13 protein-coding genes are annotated in these 26,974 nt (G+C 29.9%); 6 read left to right on the forward strand and 7 right to left on the reverse strand.

Features of this window, described 5'->3' with window-relative positions; translation table 11 throughout:
* Positions 1-477 precede the first annotated feature (477 nt).
* From G534_RS0103500 to G534_RS0103525, 6 genes are all read left to right on the forward strand, one after another.
* Positions 478-912 (forward strand): PTS sugar transporter subunit IIA, encoded by a 435-nt coding sequence (locus tag G534_RS0103500; protein ID WP_027347890.1) that lies wholly within the window; start codon positions 478-480, stop codon positions 910-912.
* Positions 913-921: 9 nt separating this feature from the next.
* Positions 922-1,203 (forward strand): PTS sugar transporter subunit IIB, encoded by a 282-nt coding sequence (locus G534_RS0103505; RefSeq protein WP_027347891.1) that lies wholly within the window; start codon positions 922-924, stop codon positions 1,201-1,203.
* A 1-nt stretch (position 1,204) separates the two neighbouring features.
* Entirely contained in the window at positions 1,205-2,479 is a 1,275-nt protein-coding gene (locus tag G534_RS0103510) for a PTS ascorbate transporter subunit IIC (RefSeq protein ID WP_027347892.1), read from the forward strand.
* Between the two features lies 1 nt (position 2,480).
* Positions 2,481-3,143, forward strand: coding sequence for a tryptophan synthase subunit alpha (locus tag G534_RS0103515; protein WP_027347893.1), 663 nt, complete (start codon positions 2,481-2,483; stop codon positions 3,141-3,143).
* 24 nt (positions 3,144-3,167) lie between these two features.
* Positions 3,168-5,057: a BglG family transcription antiterminator gene (locus G534_RS0103520; protein ID WP_027347894.1), complete on the forward strand. Its 1,890-nt coding sequence runs from the start codon at positions 3,168-3,170 to the stop codon at positions 5,055-5,057.
* Positions 5,058-5,149: 92 nt separating this feature from the next.
* Entirely contained in the window at positions 5,150-6,037 is an 888-nt protein-coding gene (locus G534_RS0103525) for a GNAT family N-acetyltransferase (RefSeq protein ID WP_027347895.1), read from the forward strand.
* Between the two features lie 153 nt (positions 6,038-6,190).
* On the opposite strand, the gene G534_RS0103530 is transcribed toward G534_RS0103525, so the two are convergent.
* The 7 genes from G534_RS0103530 to G534_RS0103560 all read right to left on the reverse strand — a co-directional run.
* Positions 6,191-7,099: a class C sortase gene (locus G534_RS0103530; RefSeq protein WP_027347896.1), complete on the reverse strand. Its 909-nt coding sequence runs from the start codon at positions 7,097-7,099 to the stop codon at positions 6,191-6,193.
* Positions 7,074-7,949, reverse strand: a complete 876-nt coding sequence (locus G534_RS0103535; RefSeq protein WP_027347897.1) for a class C sortase — start codon at positions 7,947-7,949, stop codon at positions 7,074-7,076. Before G534_RS0103535 ends, G534_RS0103530 begins: the two co-directional genes overlap by 26 nt.
* Entirely contained in the window at positions 7,936-8,880 is a 945-nt protein-coding gene (locus tag G534_RS0103540; RefSeq protein WP_027347898.1) for a class C sortase, read from the reverse strand. The genes G534_RS0103535 and G534_RS0103540 overlap by 14 nt, the downstream gene beginning before the upstream one ends.
* Before the next feature lie 71 nt (positions 8,881-8,951).
* Positions 8,952-10,640, reverse strand: coding sequence for an MSCRAMM family protein (locus tag G534_RS08385; protein ID WP_051177407.1), 1,689 nt, complete (start codon positions 10,638-10,640; stop codon positions 8,952-8,954).
* 87 nt (positions 10,641-10,727) lie between these two features.
* Entirely contained in the window at positions 10,728-12,917 is a 2,190-nt protein-coding gene (locus tag G534_RS0103550) for a pilin N-terminal domain-containing protein (RefSeq protein WP_027347899.1), read from the reverse strand.
* A gap of 261 nt (positions 12,918-13,178) precedes the next feature.
* Positions 13,179-23,753, reverse strand: coding sequence for a SpaA isopeptide-forming pilin-related protein (locus G534_RS0103555; RefSeq protein ID WP_027347900.1), 10,575 nt, complete (start codon positions 23,751-23,753; stop codon positions 13,179-13,181).
* An 822-nt stretch (positions 23,754-24,575) separates the two neighbouring features.
* Positions 24,576-26,974 (reverse strand): Ig-like domain-containing protein (locus tag G534_RS0103560; RefSeq protein WP_027347901.1); only part of this gene is annotated, 2,399 nt, incomplete at its 5' end.

Here is a 26,974-nt window from a genome sequence, read left to right on the forward strand (position 1 = left end):
ATAACTAGTACATATCCATCCCACACCCCCAGCATTGTATCAACTCCATTTTTCAACTAAAACAATATTATAAACATAATCATCCAAAGGACGAATCATGCTTACAATTGCTTACATTGGTAATGGGAAGAGCACGATTAGATATCATCTACCATTTTCAAGACAGATTGAAATACTTGAAGAAGGAATTCGACAAATGAAATAGTTTTTAAAATATCTTGACTAAAAACAAATATAATAATTTAAATCCCTCAAAATCGGACTTTGTACCAGAGACATTTAGAAATATTTGTCTCTGTTTTTTATATGCATTTATTTTATAAATAAATATTTTAATAAATTTTAAATCTATTAAATATCTTAATATATCTAATTTCCAAAAATTTGAAAAAAGATGTATCGAAAGATTTTTTCGTAGTGATACATTATATGTATAGAGTTAGATAGTCTATATATAAATTTAATAAGGAGGGTTAAATGCTTAAGGAAATATTAAATGTCAATTTAATTGAACTGAATGTAGATGTTGATAACCCAGATGATGCTATAAGAGCCGGTGGCAGACTTCTTGAAAAAGAAGGATTTATTGAACACTCATATATTGATGCAATGATAGAAAATTATAGGATTAATGGACCTTACTTTGTCCTAACTCCTAGAATAGCCATACCACATGCTAAAGTAGAAACTGGAGCTAAAAAAATAGGGTTAAGTTTGATAAGTTTAAGTAAACCAATAGAATTCGGTAATAAAATCAATGATCCTGTTGAATTGGTAATTTGTTTAAGCGCAACCGATCATAGTAGTCATATAGAAGCTCTTGCTGAATTGGCAGATATTCTAATGGACGAAAATAAAGTAGAAAAAATATTAAAAGCAAATGATAAAGAAGAAGTATTAGAAATATTATAGGAGGGAAAAATGCTTAAATTTGTAACTGTATGTGGAGCTGGTGTAGGAAGTAGTATGATGCTTAGACTTTTTTCACAAGATATATTAGATGATGAAGATATTGATGCTTTAGTAGATGCATCTGACATTTCTTCTGTAACACCAGACGATTATGATGTAGTAATCACAACATCTGATTTTGCAGATAGATTAAGTTCAAGTACTGCAAAAATCATAAGAATAGATAATATGATGGATAAAAATTTCTTAAGACAAGAAATTCTAAGAGTAACTGAAGAATTAGGAGCATAGTATGAATATTTTTCTATATTTAATTAATAATGTTTTATCTCAGGCTGTATTCATTATTGGTTTAGTTTGTTTAATAGGATTATTAATCCAAAAAAAACCTTTCCATAAAATAGTTTCAAGTGTTATTAAAACCATGATTGGTTTTATGTTGATAGACACAGGTGGTAAATCTCTAGGTATGTCATTACTTCCTTTACAACCTATGTTCATTAAGATTTTTAATCTTAATGTCAATGTCGAAAGTATGGATCAAGCTATGAGTGGTCTAGGAGAAATCGGTATGGAAATGAGTTTGATTTTCGCACTCGGTTTTGCTTTAAATATCTTAATTGCAAAATTTACAAAATATAAATTCGTACACTTAAGTGCGCATGTTTCATTCTTCTTTTCAGGTTTAATAGCTGCACTACTTAAATATAATACATCTTTAAGTACAACATGGATTATTATAATAGGCTCAATTTTATTAGGAATTTATATGACTATGACATGTGCTTATGTATATCCATTTATGAAAAATATTAAAGGTGGTGAAAACTTTACACTTGCACATTCAAGTTCAGTTGGTCTTCTAATTGGTGCACTTTCCGGTAAACTATTTGGTAAAAACAGTAAAGACATAGAAGAAATAAAATTACCAAAATCTTTAGGATTCTTTAGAGAAATGACTATAGCTTTATCAATAGTTATGACATCTTTATTCCTTGTATTATCTTTAGCAGCAGGACCATCATGGGTAATGCAAAACATTTCAGAAGGTAAAGATATAATTACTTTTAGTTTATTAAATGGTTTAACATTTGGTATGTGGATCACTGTTATAATCACAGGTGTAAGAATGCTTCTTGGAGAAATAGTTCCTGCATTCCATGGTATTTCAACTAAATTAATACCTAATGCTATACCTGGTTTAGATGTTCCTCTACTATTCCCAAATTATCCAACTAGTGTAATCGTAGGATTCTTGTCAAGTTTATTAGCAGGATTTTTAGGAGTATTTATATTAGGACTTCTTAAATATCCAATACCAGTGTTCCCTGCTTTGATACCAACATTCTTTACTGGAGCTGCAACAGCTATATTTGGTAATAGCACTGGTGGTAGAAGGGGTGCTATAATAGCTTCATTTATAAATGGATTGATTTTAATATTTGGTCAAGCCTTACTTCTTCCAATGGTAGGAAGCTATGCTTCAATAATGAAAATCTTAGCAGAAACTGACTATGCATTCTATGGTCCATTACTAGGATACTTATTAAGAATAATTGGAATTTAATATGAAAAAAATAGTAATATTTTTGACTTACTTATACCCTAATAGAGATGATTTTTTCAAGATATTGGATTTACTAGATAAGTCCAATATCTTTGGAGTTGAAATAGGTCTTCCAGATGAAAATGCTTATCTTGATGGAGATACTATAAAAGATATAAACAAAAAAATTCTAAAACGAGGATTTTCTTTAGAAGAATTTGAAAAAGATTTAAAGTATATATACTCTAAATATAATTTCAAAACTATATTGATGGGATACAAATCTTCCATTGATAAATTAAACTTAAACAAATTGAAAAATTACTATCATGGTATAATCGTAGTTGATAAAACTGGATATGATAAACAAATTCCTCTTATATCTAAGGAAAATTCCGAATCAATAAATTTAGAAGAGTATTCAAATTCGTTGTTTGCATATGTAATGTCTGGTAGTGGTAAAACCGGGTCATTTGACAAACTTCCAGATGAATATATTAAATCTATAGAAAACATTAAATCTCGATCAAATTTAGAATGTTTTGTGGGATTCGGTATTAAAAATAAGGAAGACGTTGAACAAGTAATAGAAAATGGTGCTGATGGAGCTATAATTGGTAGTAGTTTTCTTAAAAAAACTACTAACTTTGAAGATTTGAAAGAATATGTAAATAATTTATTTTAATAAATAGAACTGTTAGAGGAGAATATGAATAAAAAACAAGTAGAATTATTATATAAGTTATATTTGGGTGAAAAGTATTCTCTACAAGAAATGGCTAATGAATTTTCAGTAAGTGAGAGAACTATTAGAAATTATATTTCTGATTTAAATAAACTTTTAACTGATTCTATCGGAGAAATCAAAAGAAACCCTGAAAAAGAATATCAAATTTATATTTATAATAAAAATAAATTTTTAGATAAATTTGAAAAATATTTTAAAATTGATTCGTTTGATTTTTCTTATAGCCAAAATCGTATATTATATATGTCTTTAAGATTTCTACTTGCAGATGATTATATAAAACTTGATGATTTCATAGATGAATTATATGTTAGTAAAACTGCAATAAATAATGATTTTATTGGAGTTAAAAAAACTCTTAATAATTATAATATTGAAGAAAAATCTAAGCCTAAATATGGAACTAAATTTATCGGATCTGAAAAAGATATAAGAAAAGCATTGTCTTTTTTAACAAAACAAACTAATGAAATCTCTGAAGATTTAGCTAATAAACAAATATTTAGAATATCAGATGAAAAATACAATAAAATTAAAACTATTATTAAAAATGTTTTATTAGAAAATAATGAATCAATTTCAAATGTAGCTTTTAATAATATTCTTCATCATATATTAATCATTGTAGATCGTACTGATTATAGCGATGATTTAATATTTACTTTAAGTGATGATATATCTAAAAGCTTTGAATATAAATTAGCAGATGAAATATTAAATAGGACCTCTAAAATATTTAATATTAATTTTTCTGATATTGAGAAAAAATATTTAGCTTCTCATTTACTAGGATTAAATCTTAAAAGTGGATATAAAATGAACACTTTTTTAGATATTGACTTAAACAGCATTGTAGATGAAATAATAAATAATATTCAGAAATCACTTAAAATAACACCTTCGAGAGATGAAGAATTAAAAGAAGCTATAATCTCTCATCTAGGACCTGCTATTTATAGAGTAAAAAATAATATAATTCTTTCTAATCCTTTACTAAAACATATTAAAACAAGTTTTCCTCTTGCATTTCAACTAGCCATAGAGTCAACTAACATAATTTATAAAAAGACTAATATTAAACTTCCTGAAGATGAGATTGCTTATATCGCAATTCATATAGGTACTTATATCGAAAGGATAAGTAATAAATTTGATAAAGTTAGATGTTTGATTGTGTGTACAACTGGACTCGCTACTTCAAAATTAGTAAAACAAAAAATTATAAATATGTTCAGTTCAAAAATTAATATAGTTGACTCCATAGAGTTATATGAAATAGAAGAGTTTCCTAAAAATGAATATGATTTGATAATTTCAACTATTCCGCTAGATTTATCCATAGGCAAGCCTTATGTTTATATTGAAAATATATTAAATGAATCTGAATACTTTAAAATTATTGAATTCATTGAAAATAGAAACCACAGGGTATATCTAAAAAAAGACAATATACATTTAAATCTCGGCTTTAATAATAGAGAAGACCTAATACAATACGTAAGTAGAGATTTGATTAATAAAGGTTTAGTTACTGATAAATTTTATTATTCAATACTTGAACGTGAAAAAATAGCATCTTCTTATATAGGAAATTACACCGCTATCCCTCACCCTCTCGAAAAAGTTTCTCAAGAAACTTTTTGGGTGTTAGTAACTCTTAAAGAAAGTATAGAATGGGATGGAAAACAAACAAAACTTGTAATTTTTTTAATAATTAATAAAGATGAAAAGTATTCTCTCGACTCTATGTATAATAAATTATTAAAAATTGTTGAAAACAAAAATATAGTTGATGAAATATTATCTGAAACCTCCCCTGATACTATATATAGACTAGTTCAGGAAATATAAATATACAAAAATAGTTTTGAGTTTATAAAGCTTAAAACTATTTTTTATTATATAATTAATTTATTAAAACATATAAGCTCAAGAGGTACAAGATGAAAATAATATATAAAAATAAACTTAATGAAAAAGACCTTGATAATATAGCCAAACTTATAAATAAAGTTAATAAATTTGACCACACATATAGAGAGCCTTATCTTGATAATGACTATAATTTTGATAAGGATATGCCTGCATTTTTCATGGCATATAATGATTTAGGTGATTTGATAGGAATTCTCGCTACATATGCTGATAGCAAAGATGTAGAAATTCAATTAAAAATAGATCCTGATTATAGAAGAAAAAAGATAGCTACTCATCTATATAAAACTTTTCTGAAAGAAACTAAGGATTATGACTTAAATACCGTATCATTTATAACAGAAGAAGTCTTTCTTGATAATAATTCTGATATAATTAAAAATCTTAATCTAACAAGATGCGACTCCGAAGAGTTTCAATTATCTAGAAAATTTAATAAAGAAAATTTAGATAATAAATCGGATGATACTAATTTGATATTTGAAAAGGCAAGTATGAAAGATGTAGATGAATTGACTCAATTGATGCATGAAGCCTTTGATTCACCTTTAGAAATTGCAGAAAGATATAATATTTCTAGTATTAAATCAGATACCGTAGATATATATGTGTTGAGAAATGACAAGGATATTATATCTAGAGTATCTGTGGATTTTGCATCAGATGTAAACTATATGTACAGTGTAGCAACTAAGAAGGCATATTTAAGACAAGGTCATGCCTATAATCTATTATCAAAAACAATAAAAGAATTTGAAAAAGAAAATAGTAAGGATTTTCAAATAGCAGTAGATGTTGAAAATATTAAAGCAAAAAATCTATATGAAAAGCTTGGGTTTAATATAGATACAAAAATCCTTTATTTGGATGCTTTAGATATGAACAATGTATTTTAATAGAATTTTAAAAAGAGTTAGATAGATAAGATGACTTCAAAAATCTGGTTCTAGGGCAACTTTTTGGGGCAGTCTATAAATATCTAAACTCTTTTTCAATAAAAAAGACCAGTATCAGTATTGAAGATATTGGTCTTTATTCTTCATATTAATTTATTTTAAGAAAGTATTTTTAATTCTTCTTAAGAATTTAATAAATGTAAATATAAATAAAAGAATGGCTAAAATAGCTCCTAAAAGCATAGCTAAATTCATTGTCTTTACTAAAGATGGTATTTCTGCATTTTGATCTTGACTTACTGCTAGGGCATTTAGATTGGTTTCTTTTATTTCTTCTTTAGGTTTTGGTGCGTTGTATTTCTCATCACTTACTGTGTCTATTATTAATCTTTTTTCGTATCTATTTATAGCTCCCATAGGCAAACAAGTCAGCAATGTAATCATATCCTTATCCTTTACAGGATCTAATTTGTCCCAATCATGTTTAGATATAATTTCTTTATGTTCTACTATATATCTTAAAAGTTTATTAGCTCTTTGGATATATATATAATCTCCTTCTTCAATCTCATCAGCATAGAAAAGCATGGTGTCTCCCCACCAACCTCTATGTCCTGCTAATACCGATCTATTCCCTTTACCTCCAACTGGGATGTGAGTGCCTGCTAATTGCCCAATTCCCTTGTCCAGATGTTCCATACTTGCACCTAAGTATATAGGTAGTCTTTTTTCGATTTTAGGTATTATTAAATATCCAAATGGATCATCCGTATTTCCAACAAAGTTTAGAGAAGCTTCATTTTCCTCTTCTAAAAATGGGTCTGTTGAAGTATTTTCGCTATTAGTTACTAGATGATTATATTTATCTATTTGTATGTTTTCTTTTTCAACTTCTTCATCAGATCTTTTTATCTGTTCTTGATAGAAATCATCTAATTTTTTATTTGAATATATTTGATTGTAGGATCTTTTAAAAAGTGGAATTATTATTAATATCAAACCACTCAACAAAAGTAAATATCCTAAAGCTGATAATTTACTCAGTTTTTTGTTTTTTTTCAATTTCTTCCACCTCCTTATTTAACTTGTTAGATACTTTTTTCTCTCTTCCATAGAATAGAATTAATAATGTTATAAATGGTAGTAAGATTAAAAATAACTGATAAAAGTCCGGCTTAAATGATGGTGTATTTGCCACCCCATCATCTATAGCTGACTGATAATCTATTCTTTCTCCTCGTACTAAGAGCCTATGTGAGTTTATCATATATGGTGTACATGTAAGCAGGGTTGCATAGTCTTTACCATCTACTACAAGTACCGGTTCAAAATTTGTAGGTTCAACAACCTGTATTTTGTCTATTCTATAGGCAATAGTCTCTTTTATATTATGAATATAGAATACATCTCCAACTTTTAATTGATCTAAATTTCTAAATAAAAGAGCATTTGGAAGACCTCTATGAGCAGTAATAACAGTATGAGTGTTATCACCACCAATTGGTAGGGATGTACCCTCTAAGTGACCTGCTCCCCTTTCCAACACATCATCAGATGTACCAGCATAAACTGGTAAATCTTGATTTATCTTTGGTATTTCTACATGAGCTATCATTTCATGAACTTCAAGCATTCTTGCGTATTCTGCTCTAGCTTCTTTTTCCTTTTTATCGTAAGGATCTGATATTCTAGACGGATCAAGAGTTTCATTGTATATCCTTGCAAGTTCCATTCTTCTATCAATTTCTTTTGAGCTTATTTCTTTAGCCTGTTTCACAAACTCTATTACCTCTTTTTCAGCCTGTATTTCATAGAATTTCTGACTGATTAAAGGATATGAAAATATTAAAAGTCCCAGTAAGAAAATTAAGATGAATTTAAAATTTTTCTTTATATTCTTAACTATCTTCATTTGGACCATCCTTATTTAAATTATCAGTATTTTCTAATAATTTTTCTTGGGTTTTCTTAATCTCTTCCAATTTTTTTGAATTTTTCTTATTTTGTCTTTTTAGCCTAATAATGGCAATTATAAGAACTAAGATTAAGAATACAGATATGAAGAATAGCAGTCTGAATATCCAATTTGTTTTGTTGGTTTGTATTTCTGCCTCATCTACTTGTGGTACATATGGCACCCTGTGAGCTCTTACAATAAGTCTATGAGTGTTTATCATGATTGGTGTGCAAGTTAGTAAAGTTACATAGTCATGACCAGGATCTATTAATAGATCATCAAAGTTTGATGGATCTATTACCTTTATTTGATTTACCTGATAAGCCATAGTTTCTTTAATATTGTGAATATAGAATTTATCACCAATTTCTAATCTACCTAACTCTGTAAATAAAGTGGCTTCTGGAAGACCTGAATGAGCCGTCAAAACACTATGAGTACTATTACCACCAATTGGTAAGGATGTTCCTTCCAAATGACCTACTCCTTTTTGCAATACTTCATCAGAAGTTCCTGCATATATAGGAAGATTTTGGTTTATCTTTGGTATTTCAATGTGACCTATCATTTCATGGACTTCAAGCATTCTAGCATATTCCGCTCTTCCTGCTTCTTTTTCTTCTTTACTATATGGATCTTCAGAAATATCATTCTTTAGCGAATCATTAAAAGCTCTTGCAAGCCCAATTCTTCTATCTATTTCTTCAGTAGATAAATTATCTACTTCCTTAGTAAAGATATCTACCTGCTTACCTGATTCAACTCTATAATAAAGACGGTTGATAATTGGATACAAGGCAATCAATAAACCTAGTAAAAATATAAATCTAAATATCCATTTAGAAGCTTTTTTATTGTTAACTTTTTTTGATTTGTCTGCTTTAATATTAATAGCAAGCCTCTTTTCTAAAAAAATAAAATAGATACAAAAGCGTATCTTATGTATCTATTTTAGCATTATTCTTCTTTTTTATCAGCAATTGATATCATTTTAAATCCAGATAAAACCATTATAAAACCTAGAGCTAAAAATACTAATATCTTTGTATCCCCTGTTTTTGGTAGAGGAGGTCTCTTAGGAATTTTCATATTTTCAATAAATATTGGTCTTTCTTCAGCTGAACTAGAACTTATCTCAAATCTAATTGGTCTGTCTAGTTTTAGATATCCCTTTGGAGCTTTTATTTCTCTTAAATAATATACTCCTTCTTCAAGGTCTTTTACTGTAAATTCACCTTTTTCATCAGATATAACTACATATGATTTACCATCTTTAATTACATCCTGATATCCATTAGCTGTCTTTATTTGTACAACAAATTTTGCGCCAGCTAGTCTGTCATTTGATTTTTCGGAACTAACTTTTACAAATGTTCTATCGCCGTGATTTTTACCACTTGGAACTATCGGTTTATTGTATACAATTATTGGACCATTTTTACCAAGTATATTACCATTTTCATCCACATCAAAGTAGAATTTTTCATCTGTTTTGATATATCCATCTAAAGTACTTACTTCTACAAAATAATAGTCTTTAGCTTCTGGTAAATCTTTTATAAAAATTGTACCTTTATTTGATGTATATACAGCTGGTTCTCCACCTTCTTTGCTAAATGTATATTCACCAAACTCATCTTTTGTGAATGATAATCTATTATTTGCTTTATCATAAACTTCAAAGGCTACACCATCAAGTGCTTTACCAGTATCAGAATCTTTCTTTTCTAGACCTGGTTCCCTTTCATTATCAAGTTCGAATGTATCGCCTGGTTTTAGAATATCAGTTACTTTGCCAATATTTGCGCTATTTTGATATTGCTTTTGTGGTTCAACTTCCTTAAAGAAATATTCACCTTCTGGTAAATCTTTTACTTCTATCCTACCATCAGTATTTGTGTATAGAATTGGAATTTCATTTTCATCGATATTCTTAAAACTATTAAATATATACTTACCACTTTCTCCTTTTACAGGAACAAGTTTGTCTACATATTCATTTTTAGCTCTACTTGTATATTCTCTTTTGAATAATTTGAAGCCTACTTTATCAATCTTTTTACCATTATGATAATCTTTTTTTATTAAAACTATATCTTCTGGATTTTCAAGCTCTGCTTCTGTTTTTATATTTATATCTAATATATTTGTGTCATTACTTATATCTTCAGGTAACTGAATAACTGTTGTCACCAATTTCTTTGATTTAGTATTTTGATTTTTCTCAATTTCTTTATCCAATCTAGATAAAGATGCATCACTTTCTTTAATTAAATAGATACCTTTTTCTAAATTGAAAGTAATTAATTCAAATTCTTTGTCATTTGAAATAGATTGAGATTCCTTTTTCAATAAAGGATTTCCTAAGATTTGAGAAACTTCATCTTCTGTCATTGAATCAAACTTTTTACTTGTAAGTATTTTATTAGCTTCAAGATGATCATTTGATACTTTCCAAACTAGAACTTCCCTTTTGCTAAGCTCATCATAATCAGTTTTATGATCAGAAAGAATATTTATATTGATATTAACAGTATATTCTGAATTCGCCTTTACTTTATAACCATTTAGAGTTAGCAGAAAAGTCAATATTATAAGTATTGGCATAGCTAATAACTTTATTCTATTATTAAATTTTTGTTTCATACTTTCTCCTAAATCCTAAGATAATCATCAGATAAGAGACTCTTTGTCCCCTATCCGATCAATTATCATCTGGCTAAAATAATTTAATTAAGCTTCTTGTTGATTCTTTCTATATGCAAATAAAGCAAGACCCATTAGTGAAATACCTACTACTAGGAATATTAATGAACCAATACCACCTGTTTGAGGTATAGATACTTTCTTGTTCTTTATTTGTTTTCCGTAAGTTTGTGTTTCACCTTCAGCTAATTCTACATTGTATTCAAATTCTAATTCTGAACCATTATATGAACCTTTTTCTACCTTGAATTCAATTTCTCCATTTAATTTTGCATATCCTTTTGGAGCTGTCTTTTCTTCAAGTTTGTATGTTCCATATTCTAATCCAGTAATTTCAAATCTACCTTGTGCATCAGATACTAATACTACTGCATTATCTTTACTTGCTTCCCATCTGTAGTTAATTGCATTTTCTTTGAAAGCTTTATTGTATGCAGCTTGAGCTGTATCAATAGCATTTTTAAGTTCTTTTTCTCTATTTGCGAAAGCTTCTTCAGTTTCTTTTTCGCCTTTAACTCTTTCGTTATAAGCTTTTACTGCTTTATCTAATGCTTCCTTAGCATCTGTTACTTTAGTTTCATCTTTTTTATCAGTTACTAAATATTTACCTTCTTCATTTTGCACGTAGAATTCTGCACCAGCTAGTCTTTCAGTACCTTCTTGGTTTGTCTTAACAAATTTCTTACCACCTAATACAACTTTTGGTTCAGTTGGATTTAATGGTTTTGGATTTGTTGATTTGTGGTTAGTTACTTCGATTATACCTTTTTCATTTACTTCATATGCAGCATCTGATAAAGTTTTTGATTCAACTTCTACTACTTTATATTGTTTATCTTTGTTTAAATATTTCCAAGTATAAGTGTGATTTCCATCTTTTTCTAATTTTACAGTTCCTTCAAATGTGTAATCTTCTGGAGCGTTTACTAGGTCTGTAGCTTTTACATCTTCACCTGTATTTGCATCTACAAGTTTGAATTTCGCCCATTCACCTTCTTCCCATTCAGAACCTTTATCCCAAGTTTTTTCTACTTTTACTTCACCATTATCATTTGGTTTTGTTGGTTTTGATGTAGTTCCTTTTGATGGTGTATTACCATAGAAGAAACTGATGTCGTTAGCTTCTGGTATATCAGCTATTGCATTTGAGTTAACTGTTGCTGAGTATTTTAATACTACTGTTACAGGATTTTCTTTACCGTTAAGTAATTTTAAACCTTTTTCATTTAATCTTAGAGAGAATCCTCTTTCATCTTCTGTCAATTCATATTGTTCAGCTGTTAATTTTGCTCCATCTACTGTTACTTCTAAGTCTTTGTTGAATGTTAGACCTTCAGTCATCTTATCGTCCCAGTGAGCTTCTGCTAAGTTTGATTTTGCTGGGATTTCTGTTTTTACTTCATAAGGAATGTTTTTATCAATTTCAGCTTTTGCTGTAGCTTTCTTTTCTTGGTAGTTTTTGTATTCTGCACCAACTTTTAATAAATCAGCTGCATCGAATCCTTCTGCTGCAGTTAATTCATTATCTTTTAAGAAGTTCTTGTCAATTTGAGGTTTTTCTTCTGTGTTTTTTGGATAAACATGAGCTTTTTCAACAACACCATTATCATTTACTAATGGTAATGTAATTTCTACTGGTACAGCTTTACTATCTGTAATAGCTTCTCCATCTTCACCTACATATGATGATTTTGCATGGATTTCTTCGATTAAGAAGTCTCCTTTTAATCCAATTGTATTAAATTCAATACCTGTAGCTGTTGTCTTACCTGCAAGTAATTTATGTCCTTCTGGTAATTCTGAATCTAATGATTCTACAGCACCATATTCAGGAAGTTGTTCAGCTACTTCTTTAATAGTTACATATTTACCTTTGTTATTTCCACTGTTATATTTAACAGCAAAGTATACACCTGCAACTTCTTTAGCACTGTGTCCTTCAGCTAATAAAGCTTTTAATTGATCAGTGTTTTGAGTTCCGTCATATCCAGCTTCTTGAATTTTATCTGAATCCCAAGCTGATAAATGTTCTTTACTCATCACTAATTTGTGTAATGTTACCTTTTCAGTTACTTCTCCTTTTACCACAAAATTATATTCTGGTTTTCGAAGATTTATATCATTGTCAGATGCAGCACTAGCTGTATTAAATGGAGTTAATAACACTCCTAACACCATAACTAGAGCCATAAAAGTTGAAAATATTCTTTTTTTCATTTTTTCTCCCTTTTTTATGTTTTTTTTGACTAAGTTTAACTTAGTACTTCCATTTACAATTTCGTTGGTAGCATATAGCTTATATTAACTAGCCCCAACATACTAGTTAAGAGATATGAAATTTTCTTTCTATCTCAGTTTTTATATAACTTCATACATTATATATATGAAGGTTACATACTAAATAAATAATTAAATATAAATCATAAACTTGAGTGATGCTCATCATAATGGATGACGAGCATCCTCAAAGTTTAAATTTTATAGTTTAAGCTTACGCTTATCTTTTTCAGATAAAGCAAAATATGAAATAGCAGCGAGCATTATAAATGTACCAAAGATACCAAAGCCTTTAGATACTCCATTTCCTCCGGTTTGTGGGAATGTTCCTCTTTTATTTTCTATTACAACCTCGGTTTGGTTTTGTATAACTCCATTATCATCTACTTCAAACTCTGCTACGTAATCAGTTGGAAGTACGTATCCAGCAGCTGGTTTTATTTCCCAAACTTGGTACTTACCAGGAGCTAATTTATTCCATCCGAATCTACCATTTTTATCTGATTTTGCTATCGCTTTATCTCTTACCGGAACATATTTTTCTTCAGCATTAAGTTTTCTTAATTCAAACTCTGCACCTGCTAAATATTTATATTCAGAACCTTCATCTTCAGGAGTTTCTATTTTAGCGAATTCAACTTTATTTTTCTTGTTTACTATTTCTATTTCAGTTGGTATTCTTTCGGTTTCAGACTCTAATTTAGGACTATAGAATTTATTTTCAGTATCCCAATAATAGTTTCTAGAGTCATTGCTATTAGAAATATTTGCATAGTACCAAGATCTTGTAGTTATAGATTCTGCTTTTTCTGAATTTATTTTACCTGTAATTTCTAGTACATAGGCATTATTGTTTGAGTTAGGTTCTACATTTAATACTAATTGATTGTTTGCATAAATTGATCCGTAATCATATTCTCTATAATTATTACCAAGGTTAACACCATATGAATGTGGTAATTCATCTTCATTACTCATATTGTATACTTTTATGTTTACATCATCTAAATTAACACTTGGTCTAAAGAAATATCTCTTATTATAAGTATTTTCACGAGCCATATTTAGATATACAAGCATTCTAAACTCTTTAGTATCACGTTCAACCTTTAATGGTAAAGCATTAATAAATGGTTTAGTTTCTTTATCATATTTATCAAAGTATTTAACATCAATAGCATTGTTAAAGTAGAACTCATGTGCATTGTCTAAGCTGTTTTGACTTCCTACCTTAACTCCAAATTGTACATTGCTGTTATTTGGAACAGCAAATCTATCAACAAAGACTGGTATAGAAACTTTGATATCACTTGATAAAGTTCTATTCTCTAGATAATTAGTGAATGTATACTTTATAGTTCTCTTATCTATAATCTCTGCTTTTGCAAGAGTACCAAATCTTCCAACTATATCATACATACCTTCTAAACTCTTAGATTTAGCGTTTCCTATACCATTAAGGTCTAGATTATCTGTAACTCTTAGATAGAACGTATCACCAGGTTTTATCCTTGTATTAGGATTATCTTGCTTATCAACTTTTAAGCTTACATTAGCAAATAAACCTTCTGCGTCATTAGGATATACTTCTTCTAAACTATTTGTTGTAGATATTATATTATCTCCATTTATAGTTAATTGTCCTGATACATCTTTACCTACAGTTCCTTCAGGAATATCAAAATTACCATTTGATACCAAAATAGGTCTTAGTGTATCTTCTAAAATATATCCTGGTAATGTTTTGGTTTCTTTCAACCAGTATCTACCATAATTTAGATTATCAAATACTATTTTTCCATCTATATCTGTAGATTTTGTAGCTATTACTTCTGTTCTTTCATAGTTCCATAACTCAAATTCTACACCTTCCAGTTTCTCTCCATCATCTCCCGATTTAACTATCTCAATCTTACCTTCACCATCACGAATATTTACAATTCCATTATTTCTATTAGATTCACTTATTTCTATTAGTTTACCTTCTGAATTTCTAGTAAACACTTTTCCATTTTTAACAATAAATAATTTAACTGCTTCATCTTTCCCTGGTTGACGATAACCTGTTGGAGCTTCTGGCTCTAATATTCTGTATTCACCTTCTGCTAAATTTTCAAACTTAACTTCACCGGTAAAGTCCTTTGATTTAGCTCTAGATACTTCAATCCATTTATTATTTTCTAATCTCTGAAGGACAAATTCTACATTTCCTAATACTTCAGTATCATATTTATCAACTGTATTTTCTTTAATTCCATATTTGTATAATTTAACATCAGGATTTTTATAGTTCTTAATAGTATAAGATGTACTATTTTTACTATCAAAACCTTCTGGTTTTTCTGCTGTCATAATGATTTCTTTTGTTGGATTATCAAATATTCTCATTACACTTGCAAATAATTCAAATAGTTTTGATGTATCATTATCTTCATTTATAGATGTATCTTTATGTGTGAATGTAATTTCACCATCTTTTACTACGATAGTAGTCCATTTACTTTGAGCTTGATAAGTGTCTGGTAATATTTCTTCTAGATAATATGTGCCATCTGGTACATTGGTGAAGTATATTTCACCACTCACATTTGTCTCAGCTGTTTTGATTAAAGTTTTATTTGAATCATAAAGATTAAATTTAACTTTAGCGAGAGCACTTTCATTGTTAGAAGCATCTACCTTCTTAATCATAAATTCGCTAGTTTTTGGCTTTTCATTTACTACATTTAGGGTAAGCGTTCCATCTGTAATAGTATATTGACCGGATCCATCCGTTGAGTGGATATTTACCTTTCCATTATTTACACTGACTTTCCATTGTGCTTTACTTATTACATAGTCATCTGGAGCTTTAGTTTCTTCTAATAGATAGTCTCCATTTTCCAGATCCTTAAATTCTACCAGTCCAGTTATCGGATTATTAACAGAATCTTTCAGAGCAACTGGTTCAATAATCTTAGCTTTATCAACTTCTCCGTTTATTACTTTGTAAAGGGCAAAGCTTGCACCTTCAAGTTTATCAATTCCATTTTCTCCAACCTTTTGAACTCTGAACTTACCTGTATAAGGAGTATTTTTAATAGTTGTAATTAAGTTTTCATCTACTCCATCTATTACACCATGTTCGTTCTTTTTGATATCTCCGTCGATATCTACATAGAATTCATTTACAAATTCACCTTGTGCATCTGCTATAGGCTCATTATCAATTGGTTTTTCAGAAACATAGTAACCTTCTGGAATCTTTGTTTCGTAGATCTTGTAGTGACCTGTACCTAGGTTCTTAAGTTTGAATTTACCATTTTCATCAGTTTTGAAGATATATTTGCTATCTGGATTTGCATCTGGATTTGGTATTTTAACATATTCTTTATATGTTACACCTTCATCATTTCTCTTTCCTTGTTGATCCCACCATATTTCAAATTCTACACCTTTTATAGGTTTATTTGTTTTACTATCTACTTTAGTAAATACAATCTCGTTAGGTTTATTGGTTAAGGATAGATGAGCTGGTTTAGATGAAGTTTCCGGACTAATTTTATCTTTTACATCATTGTCATAATTACCATCTAAGGTAATTGTCGTTTTCCCATCTTCGTTTACTACAACTTTCCAAGTGTTTATAGTCCTTATATAACCATATGGAGATTTGAACTCTCTTAGTTCATATTTTCCAGTTGGAAGTTCCACATAGCTTATTGTAGCGTCTCCATTTGTAAGAGCGTCTGCTGTATTAGTTGTAAGTGATCCGTCAGTTTTCACATATTGGCCTGATTCCATATCTTTTAGTAGGAATCTTGCACCAGTTAAGTCACTTCCAGATCCATCGACCTTATTAACTTGGAACTTACCCTTACCTTTTTCTTTGTTGACTATCTCAATCGGTTGAGTAACTTCATCTAGGTTTTGGTAATAATTATTTCCAACTGTGATGTTTTTAATGTCTAGAGTTCCTCTTGCAACAGTAAACTCTGCTACAATTTCACCTTCTTCGTCATTATCTGTCTTTATTTGTTGATAATCTTCTGGGGCAGATGTTTCTATAAGTTGGTATCTGCCAGGCTCAGTTGCTGAAAGGACGATTAGACCATCATCTAGAGTTTCAATATCTTTTAAAACTGTTACTCTATTAGGTTGAAGCTTTCCGTTATCATCGTAGCTATCCCAAACCCTATCAAGTTTAAACTTAGCTCCTTTTAAAGCTTGTTTATCTTCATTTACCTTTCTAAACTTAATCTCGTTGATTTTGTTGTAAATTGGATAAGCTTTTGATAGGTCTGGATTATCTGTATCTTCTTTTTCATATTGTTGGTTGGTTGTAAGATCTATAACTTTACCTTTTTCAACATTAAATGTTGCAACTATAAACTTTTCCTCAATGTATGGATAGCCATCTGGTGAAACTGTTTCATAAACTATATATAAACCGTCTTCTAAATTGTCAAAGCCAAAGTTACCATCTTTATCAGAAGATGTTAGTGAATTTGCAACTTCTTTACCATCTTTATATAGCACAAATTCTGCACCAAATAAAGGATTTTTGCTGGCTATGTCTTGTTTTACAAAGTCGATTGATGGTTGTTTGATGTTGGTTGCTACAAGTACTAGGCTTAGTTCTTCTCCTTCTTTGGCTTTTGCTAAACCATTTGTATTTACAGTAACCTTTCCATTAGCATCTACCGAAATTGTTGCCTCGGCATTGTTTAGTGTGTAGCCTTGGATAGTTTCAATTTCTTTTAGTACATAGGTAGTAGATGGCTCAAGCTTATTATAGAATAGGTATCCGTTAGCATCTGTAGTTAATTCTACAAATTGGTCTGTTCCTTTCTTTGTAAGCTTAAACTTAACACCTTCCAAATACTCACCGTCGCTGCCTTTTTTGTAAAGTTCAAAACGAGCATTGTTTTTGTCGTTAGGTATTTCTGCATTTATGGTATTATCTTCAGTTGCAGATGATTTAACTTCTGTGATGGCACTAGTAATCTTATATCCATCTGGAGCAGCTATTTCTTTTACATAGTAAGTTATGTTAGGCATAATCTCTGGACTATCAAAAACTGCATAGCCATGTTCGTTAGTTGTAACTTCTTGAAGGTAGTATTTATCATTTTTTGCATCAAGTTTTGTAGTATAAATTCTAAACTTAGCACCTTCAAGACCTTCCTTAGTCTGACTATCTACTTTTTTGATAGTCAGATTTGCTGGTTCTGGCTTTTCCTTGTCGTTGGTTATGGTTAATGGGCCAGAGTTTCCTAATATCTTAAACTTTGGATTACTACTAGTGCTTCTTTCATTTCCAAAATCAGACCTTATTGCAAATCCACCTATAGGACTTATATCCTCATTTCTAGGTAAATTATCTATGTTTTTTATTTTTATATCATAAGTTTTTACTATTTCTTTTCCTACAGGAGCTGAATATAATCGTATATAATCATTAAAACTAATGCCAGAAAATTTGGCTGAATCACCTCTAAAGACAATAGTATCAAGGGCTTCTAAAGGCTTTATAATAATTGTATATTTAAGCACATCAGGTTGATCGGTTTTTTCTAAAGTCTCTTTAATTGATGCTACGGTTGCATAGCGGAAATTTGTATCATTTCCTGTAATTTCTATCTCATAGCCTCCACCTTCAGCCTGTACTTTTGTCTCTCCCTTAGCATCAACCACAACTTTCCAAGTTTTGGTATTTTCCTTATATCCAGGTAATTGTTTTGTTTCCTTTAGGGTGTAGGTTCCTGGATATAAATTAGTGTATTTAATTTTACCCTCTGCATCTGTGATTTTGCTGACCTTGTAGTCAAATTTATCATTTTCTGGGCCAACTGGTGCATCTGATGTAAGAGTAAATTCTACTCCTTGAAGTTTTTCTTTTGTTTCAGAGTCGACTTTTGTAAATTCAAATTCGCCAAAGTATTCTTTAGGCTCTTCTGGTTTTTCCTTGTTTGTAATTTTATGATTACTTGGTGTTACATTTTTTATTTCGTAGTAACCATTTGCATTCTTTTCTATAGTAAATGTAGCTTTTTCTCCAAGGTTTAAGTCTGTGTCGTAATTACCGTCTGGAGCCTTGGTTTCTATTACCCTATAGTCTCCATCTACTAGGTCGTTCCAAACAAGTTTACCTTGGCTATTTGATCTTCTACCAGATCCTGGCAACTCTCTAAATATAGATGAGCCTGGCTTTCTATATTCTAGAACAAATTCTGCTCCTTCTAGAGGATTTTTAGTATTAAGGTCTACTTTAGTAAATTCTATACCAATAGGCTTACCTTCATTCTTTTTGTTTACAATGTCAGTATTGCTAGATCCGTTAGGGAAATAAATCACTTTGTCTTGGATTTTATTATTTTCATCGACCCTAAAGCTTGCTACAACTCTGCCTTCGTTTTCACTATATAGAGGATTATTAACCTTCTTTTCCACTACTTCATAGTAACCTGGTATAAGTTCTTTCCAAGAGAATTTACCATTTTTATCAGATGTCTGCTCTCCAACAGGTCTACCATTTTGTCTTAGTTCAAAGACAACTCCTGCCATAGCAAGGCCTTTTTCGTCAACTTTTCTAAATTCTATTTCGTTTTTAGTATTTGTATAATTGAAAGTAATGTGAGCTTTTTCTCCATTTACTTCAACTTTAGAAATTTCGCCATTAAATATATAACCTTTTGGTGCTTGGACTTCCTTGATATAGTAGGTGCCATAGTCTAGGTCTTCAAATTTTGCCACACCCGACTCATCCGTTACTAGGGTTTTGATTGGGTTCTTATCAGCATCTAGTAATTGGAAATAGGCTCCTGCAAGTTTATTTCCATCTTGGTCAATTTTATTTACTGTTACACTACCTTTTTGGGCTGGTTTTTTAGTGTCACCTGTAATTGTATTTTGGTATGATCTTGATTTGTCATGACCATAATAGAAGATTTGGATATCTTCATCATAGTTTACCTTAACCCAATCTTTTCCTGTTGCTATACGTTGTTTTAGTTCTTGGGCATAGCTGTATTCTGCACTTGAGAAGTAGTCTCTTACATATCCATTTCTAGTTCTGAAAGATTCTGCGTAGTTTTCTCCCGCTATCCAGTAGTATAGGTTGTAGGAGATGATCTTGTAGTAGGACTGTTCGTCAAGTTGATATTCTTCTGCTAGCTCTTGGCCATACCAGAAGAGTCTTAGAACATATTCATAAAGACTTGCATAGTAGTCATCATTAACCACTTTATTATTCATCCTATATAGGGGTGAAGCTTTGGCCTCGTTTGCTGTAGCAAGGGCTGCTATAAATTTACCATGCTCAGCCCAATCTTTCTTAGCTGTAGACCATTCACCTCTTGTAATGGTTCCATTAAAGCCATATTGCTTAGTTGGTTCTGGTTTACCTGGATTTAAACAAAATACAATAACGCCTGTAGGTATATAGTTTGGATCATTGTACCTAGGATTTTTACTTAAGTCTTTTGGAATGAAAGCTTTCATAGTATTAGCTTGGTCTTTTGAAAGTGCAATTTCATATCCAGGACCATCGTTATGTTCTTGTACCTTGTGAAGGTATTTAAGTCCTGTAGTATCCTTAATATCATCTGGATGTCTTTCTAAGACTGCCTTGCGGGCAATTGATGCTTCTTTTCCAGAATCAAGCCTTATAGTAGTAAATTCATCTTTATTTGGAGCTTGTTGACTATAAGTATAATTTACAATTGTCCCTGGTCTTGCCCCTATGTTTTCTTGTAGAGTAGCAAGGTCCACTTGACCTAATTCTTTAACATCATAAGTAGATCCATTTGGTGTCAAAATTTGCACCCTAGGATTTCCTAAATCTTTACCAGCAGATTTTGCTGAATATGCATCTATACCAATAGCTTTTTTGTTAACAAGCTTTTCTGCAGGGAAAGTTTCAGAAATGGTCCATGTGATCATACCATTTTCATCAATATTACCAAACATTGATACAGTATTTTTCAAGATATCTGTATCAGCAATATTATCATTGTAGTCAACTGACCTAAATCCATTGTATGGGAATAGGTCTTGCCAGCCGTTTGGTTCTAAATAAACCATTCTTGTATCAAGTAATTCTATACCATTTGCATATGGGTTTGCGGCTGAGGTGTCTTTCCATTTTAGTATGAATGGATTTCCCTTAGCAAACTCTTCAAATTCTTTTTCAAATTTTTCTTTAAAGCTTAATACGTAATTTTTATCAGGTTCTATTTTTAATCCTACTGCATAATTTTGACGTTTCTTTGGTGCCTTGGCTACTACATAGATATTGTAGCCTTTTTCAGTAAGTTGCTCTTTTGGTATAGAGAAACTATAAATATAGTGGTCACCCTTCACTTCTGTCATAGATCCTGAATAACTTGTGCTAGTACCTTCTCCATCTTCAACTACAACCTTGTAGTCTTCTAAACTTTGACCTTTTGGTGCATATATGGAGAAATTCAAATTATTGTAATCATACTTATCTTTTGCGATTTCTCTTATATCCATACCAGACTTATCTATACCAGGTATGTTTATCTTCCAACCTACATAGTTGTTTCTTATTAGTTGGTCGGATGAATTAGTGGAATCTGCTGGATAAGTTTTTGCTATCTGTATAAGCTTATTTTCATTGGTTGCTCTAGTTAAGGTTTCAGTGAAATATTCTAACTCAGTGATAAATTCTAATTGTGTGCTATCGCCTTTACCTGATAAACTACCATCCTTGTAAACCTTTTGCTCTGGTAAAGCTTTTGGAGCGGAAACTCCCATTCCAGATATACGATTTATTATTGTAAAATATCCATTTTCATCTGGGCTAATATTAGCAGTGTTATAATCAACTGGAATATTTAATGGGATTTGAAGATTTTCTCTTATTTCCTTAGTTATTGTATAAGTTATTGTATTGTCACCAGGGTTATATTTTGGACTTGCAATAATTTCATTATTATATTTTATTGGTTCAAGTGTACTTTCATCTTTAACAGTAAGTTTATTATCTAGATGAATTTTAAAATATTGACCTGGCATTATTGGTCCAACAATTGTTGATGTATCAAAACGAGTTAGTATATTAAACTTTGAATTTTCTAGTTTAATTTTATCTGCATCATTTAATGCAAATAGCATTGAAGGTCTAAAGTTTTCATCAGCATATTTTAATATCAATGCTTTAATCGCATCTCCATTATCATCCATTAATTTTGCTTGATTTTCTCTATTTAATTCATATTTTTCACCAAGCTCATGTAGTAATGTTTGAATATCTGCTAAAGTTTTACTTTCATCTGCTAAAGCTTCTTTTAATTCTTTATCAGCTTTTTCAAGATTTGATTGTCCAAAGAAGTTTACTAGACCTGCAAATATATTTGCTATAAATCCTTTATCCACTTCTTCAGAATTTTCACCCTCTTTAGAATTTTTTTCTAAAAGTTCATCAAATTCTTTAACAGCTTTTTCTTTTGAATCATTTTTATCTTTATCATCAGATACAATTTCCTTATTTCCAGCTACTTCGTTTTGTGTTTCTTTAACTGACTCTTTTATTGTTTCTGTTGATATTTCTTTTTCAGTATCTTTCGATGTTTCTTTAACAGTTTCTTTTATTTCTTGTTTAGTTTCTTTTATTTCTTGTTTAGTTTCTTTTATTTCTTGTTTAGTTTCTTTAACAGTTTCTTTTGTTTCTTCTTTAATTTGTATTTCATTAGTAAAAATAGGATTTGAAATCTCTTTATCATTTAAGAAATATTTTTCTATTGAAATATTTTCTTTACTTACTTTTGTTTCTAAAGAAATCTTTGCTATATATAAAGAAGGAATATTTAATTTAATTTCTTTCTCAAAATCAATTTCTTCGATTAATTTTTCATCAAGTATAAAACCGGTTTCAGATTTTTTGTAAAAATAAATTTTTATTTTACTATCTTTAGTTATTTGTTTTTCATCTAAATTGAAATTATAAATTAGATTATCTTCGTCCTCATTTCCTGTAATGTAATCAGTCCAAATAATTGAGTCGAATTTGCTATTTTTATCTTCATTTATAATATATTCAGCTTTTAAGAAGTCAAAGTCAGATAATTCTTTTTTCTTTAATTCAGTTTTACCGTCCTTATTTTCTACTAAAGCATAGGAAAGACTTGATCTAGATAGATTTGTGTCTTCTATATTAATAGATAAGTCTAAATTATAAATATTATCCCTATCTATAGCATCCTTATCTATAAAAGCTTCTACAACAAATTCTAAAGAATCATTAAATCCGTCAGTTAATATAGAAAAAGTTTTTAGACTATTATCTCTGTTCTCTTTATCTTCTTTATTTTTCTCGTCTAATTTTTGTTCTTTAATTTCGTAATTTATATCTTTCTTTTCACCATCTACTAATTGATAAACTTCTTTAACATTAATATCCTTTATATCTTGGTTTTTATTAATTGCTAAAGCAATGTTCAATCTATTATTAATATCTTCTAAATTAGAAATATTTTTAGATAATTTAATTGTATAAATTAACTTTTCTTTATTTCCATCAATAGATACGATTTCACTTAAACTGTAGTTATCTTTATCCTGATCTCCAGGTTTCCTTTCTTCGTCATTATTTTGAATAATCGTTTCAGATTTCTTCAGTTTATTTCCGCTATCATCAATGCTCTCATTTGCATTAACCTTTATTTCATTGATACTTGCATTAGCTGCAAATATATTAACTGGTAATGAAAATATTAAAGCTAGCGTAAATGAAATCAATCTTAGAATTAATGGTCTATTCTCCCTTTTCATTTAACCTCCTTTTTAAATCAATTCTAAAGATTAAATCTTAATTAATATTTTATTTTTATTAAATTGTTATTGAATTTTGCATTTTATTAAATTAATTATTTTCTCCATGTACTAAATATAAAATTATGTAATTTTATATTTTCAATACTCCTTGAATATTATGCATTTATTATTTTTATAATTTATATTATTAATGTTTTCTTTATTTTACCTAATAACGTATATAAAGTAAATATTATTTAGATTGATTTTTGTATAAATATTTTTTTTATCTATTTTAGCCATTTTTAATGTATATATTAATCTTTGTTTCTATAGTTATATACTCAAAATTATACAAAAAAATTATTAATGAATATAGACTCAGCTATCATAGTTTTTATTAACTTTTTTTAATATTTTAAAATCTTAGTAATCCGTATAATCAGCTATTTAACTTTATCTTAGAAAGTTCTTTAATTTATTTTTTTGTCAATTACGTTTATAAAAATTATAATATAATCGGTATTACAAGCTATTAAAACCATAAGTATTATAAAATTAAATTCAAAATTTTGCATATAGAAAAACAACATATGTATAACGTAAATTCTCAAAAAAAAAGTATAATAAAATACAATATATGCATCGATTATACACTTAATGAATATATAGTAAGTTGATAGACTAACATTACATTAAACATTAATATTTAAAAATCAAGCGGAATGTCGCCTGTAAAATACAGATTACATTCCGCTTAAATTTTTATTTAGTTGTTCCGCTTTTGCAGATTCTGCTCACCCAAGGCAGTCTAAAAAATTCTTAAACCAATTTTATTAATTAGTCTTCTTTTTTTAGTTTTCTAGTAAACACATAAGCAGCAGCTGATAATAATGTAATTGTTGATGTTAACATTATACCTGCATCTCCTGTTCTTGGATTTACTTTTCCTGGTTTTACTTTTCCTGGTTTTTTAACACCTTTTTTATTAACAATTATTTCAATTGTATCAGAAATTTCTTTGCCTTGTTCTTTTTGAACCACTTTTACTTTATCTTTTGCTTTCAGTGATTTATCAGCTGGAATTTCTATTTCCCAGTTTCCGTCTTTATCAACTTTGCCTGGTATTTTTGTTCCATCTGGTAATTCTACTTCAATGTCTGATCCTGGTTCACCCTTACCAGTTATCTTCTTGTCACCTTCTGTGATCTTATCAACTGTAGGTGTCTTTGATTTCTCAGGTGTTGGAGTTTCTGGTTTTTCTGTTACAGTTACTTCAGCTGGGTCTGATGGATCTTTTCCTTCTTCTTGTTGAACTACTTTAATCACATCATCTTTATTTAGTGGCTTATCAGCTGGAACTTCTACTTCCCAGTTTCCGTCTTTATCAACTTTGCCTGGTACCTTTGTTCCATCTGGTAATTCTACCACTATATCTGATCCTGGTTCACCTTTACCTGTTATCTTATCGTCACCTTCTGTAATCTTGTCAACTTCTGGTGTATTTGATTTTTCAGGTGCTGGTTTTTCTTTTACAGTTTCTTCCACTGGATCTGATGGATATTTTCCTTCTTCTTCTTGAACTACTTTGATCTTATCATCTTTATTTAGTGGTTTATCAGCTGGAACTTCTACTTCCCAGTTTCCGTCTTTATCAACTTTTCCTGGTACCTTTGTTCCATCTGGTAATTCTACTACTATATCTGATTCTGGTTCACCTTTACCTGTTATCTTATCGTCACCTTCTGTGATCTTGTCAACTTCTGGTTTATTTGATTTTTCAGGTAATTTTTCCCATTGAGCTTCGAATTCGTGTGGTCCTTCAACTTCGTATTTTTCTCCTGGTTGATATTCTGAACCCTTCCAGAATAGGAATCTATATCCTTCTCTTGTTGGAGCTTCTAAAATATCTACTATTGAACCTACTTTAGATTTTACATATTTATTATCTGTAGTATTGTCTGACCATGTACCACCATTTGGTTTAAATGTTAATACTACCATTGGTTTTTCGTTTACTTCTGCTTCAACTGGATCTGATGGATCTTTTTCTTCTTCTTGTTGAACTACTTTGATCTTATCATCTTTATTTAGTGGTTTATCAGCTGGAACTTCTACTTCCCAGTTTCCGTCTTCATCAACTTTGCCTGGTACATTTGTTCCGTCTAGTAATTCTACCACTATATCTGATCCTGGTTTACCTTTACCTGTTATCTTATCATCACCTTCTGTTACTTTATTCACTTCTGGTTTATCTGATTTTCCTGGTTCTGGAATTACAACTTCACTTGCCTTAGCTGTGATTGTTGTATCTTCTGTAATAGCTACTTCACTTGGATTATCTGTATGTTCTGTATCCTCGTTGAAGTACCATCTTGGATTTTCAAAACCTTCTTTTGCTTTACCTGTTAAGTCAACAAACTTATCTGATGAAAGCTTGTCATTTGGAGCAACTGCATATGTTTTCTTTGTAACTGTTCCATCAATAATTGAATTGTCATCTTGTTGAACTGTTACTCTTGACCAACCTGCTGGTATTGGATCTCCGTCATTTACCTTGTCACCACTCTTAATGAAGCTTGCTACATATGGTTGTTCTGATTGAGCTTCTGCTAATTCAGGAGTCCATACTGTAAATCCATAACCTTCTTTAGCTATAGCTTGTGCTTTACCTGCTAAGTTAGTTCCTGGTTTTACTTTAGCTAATACTCTTATTCCTTGTTTTTCACCAACTTTTACTTCACCTTTTTCTTCTGATTCAGATTCGAATGTAACTGTTATATAGTTACTTGGAATAGTCTTATCATCTGAACCTACAGTAGGTTCTTCTTCATTTGGTAAGTAAGGAATAATGTCATCATCAGTATATTCTGGAGTTGGTTCTTCTTTAACAGTTACTTTTACTGTTACTTCATCTTTTGTTCCATCTGGATATTCAACAACTACTGGTACTTCATGTTCACCTGGTGTCTTTCCATCTGGTAATTTACTTGGATCCTTAACTGTAATCTTTGGTTGTTCCTTATCTTCTGGATAACCTGGAATTGTTACTGATCCGATTACTTCGTCTTCTTTTGTTGGTACTCCGTAATCTTTTTCGATTGGTTTTGTTTCAGGTTCATATTTTTCGTTGTCTTTTTGATCTTTAACAGTTACTTTTACTGTTACTTCATCTTTTGTTCCGTCTGGATATTCAACAACTACTGGTACTTCATGTTCACCTGGTGTCTTTCCATCTG

This window comes from Helcococcus sueciensis DSM 17243 (assembly GCF_000423145.1).
In the GTDB taxonomy this organism is placed as follows: Bacteria; Bacillota; Clostridia; order Tissierellales; family Peptoniphilaceae; genus Helcococcus; species Helcococcus sueciensis.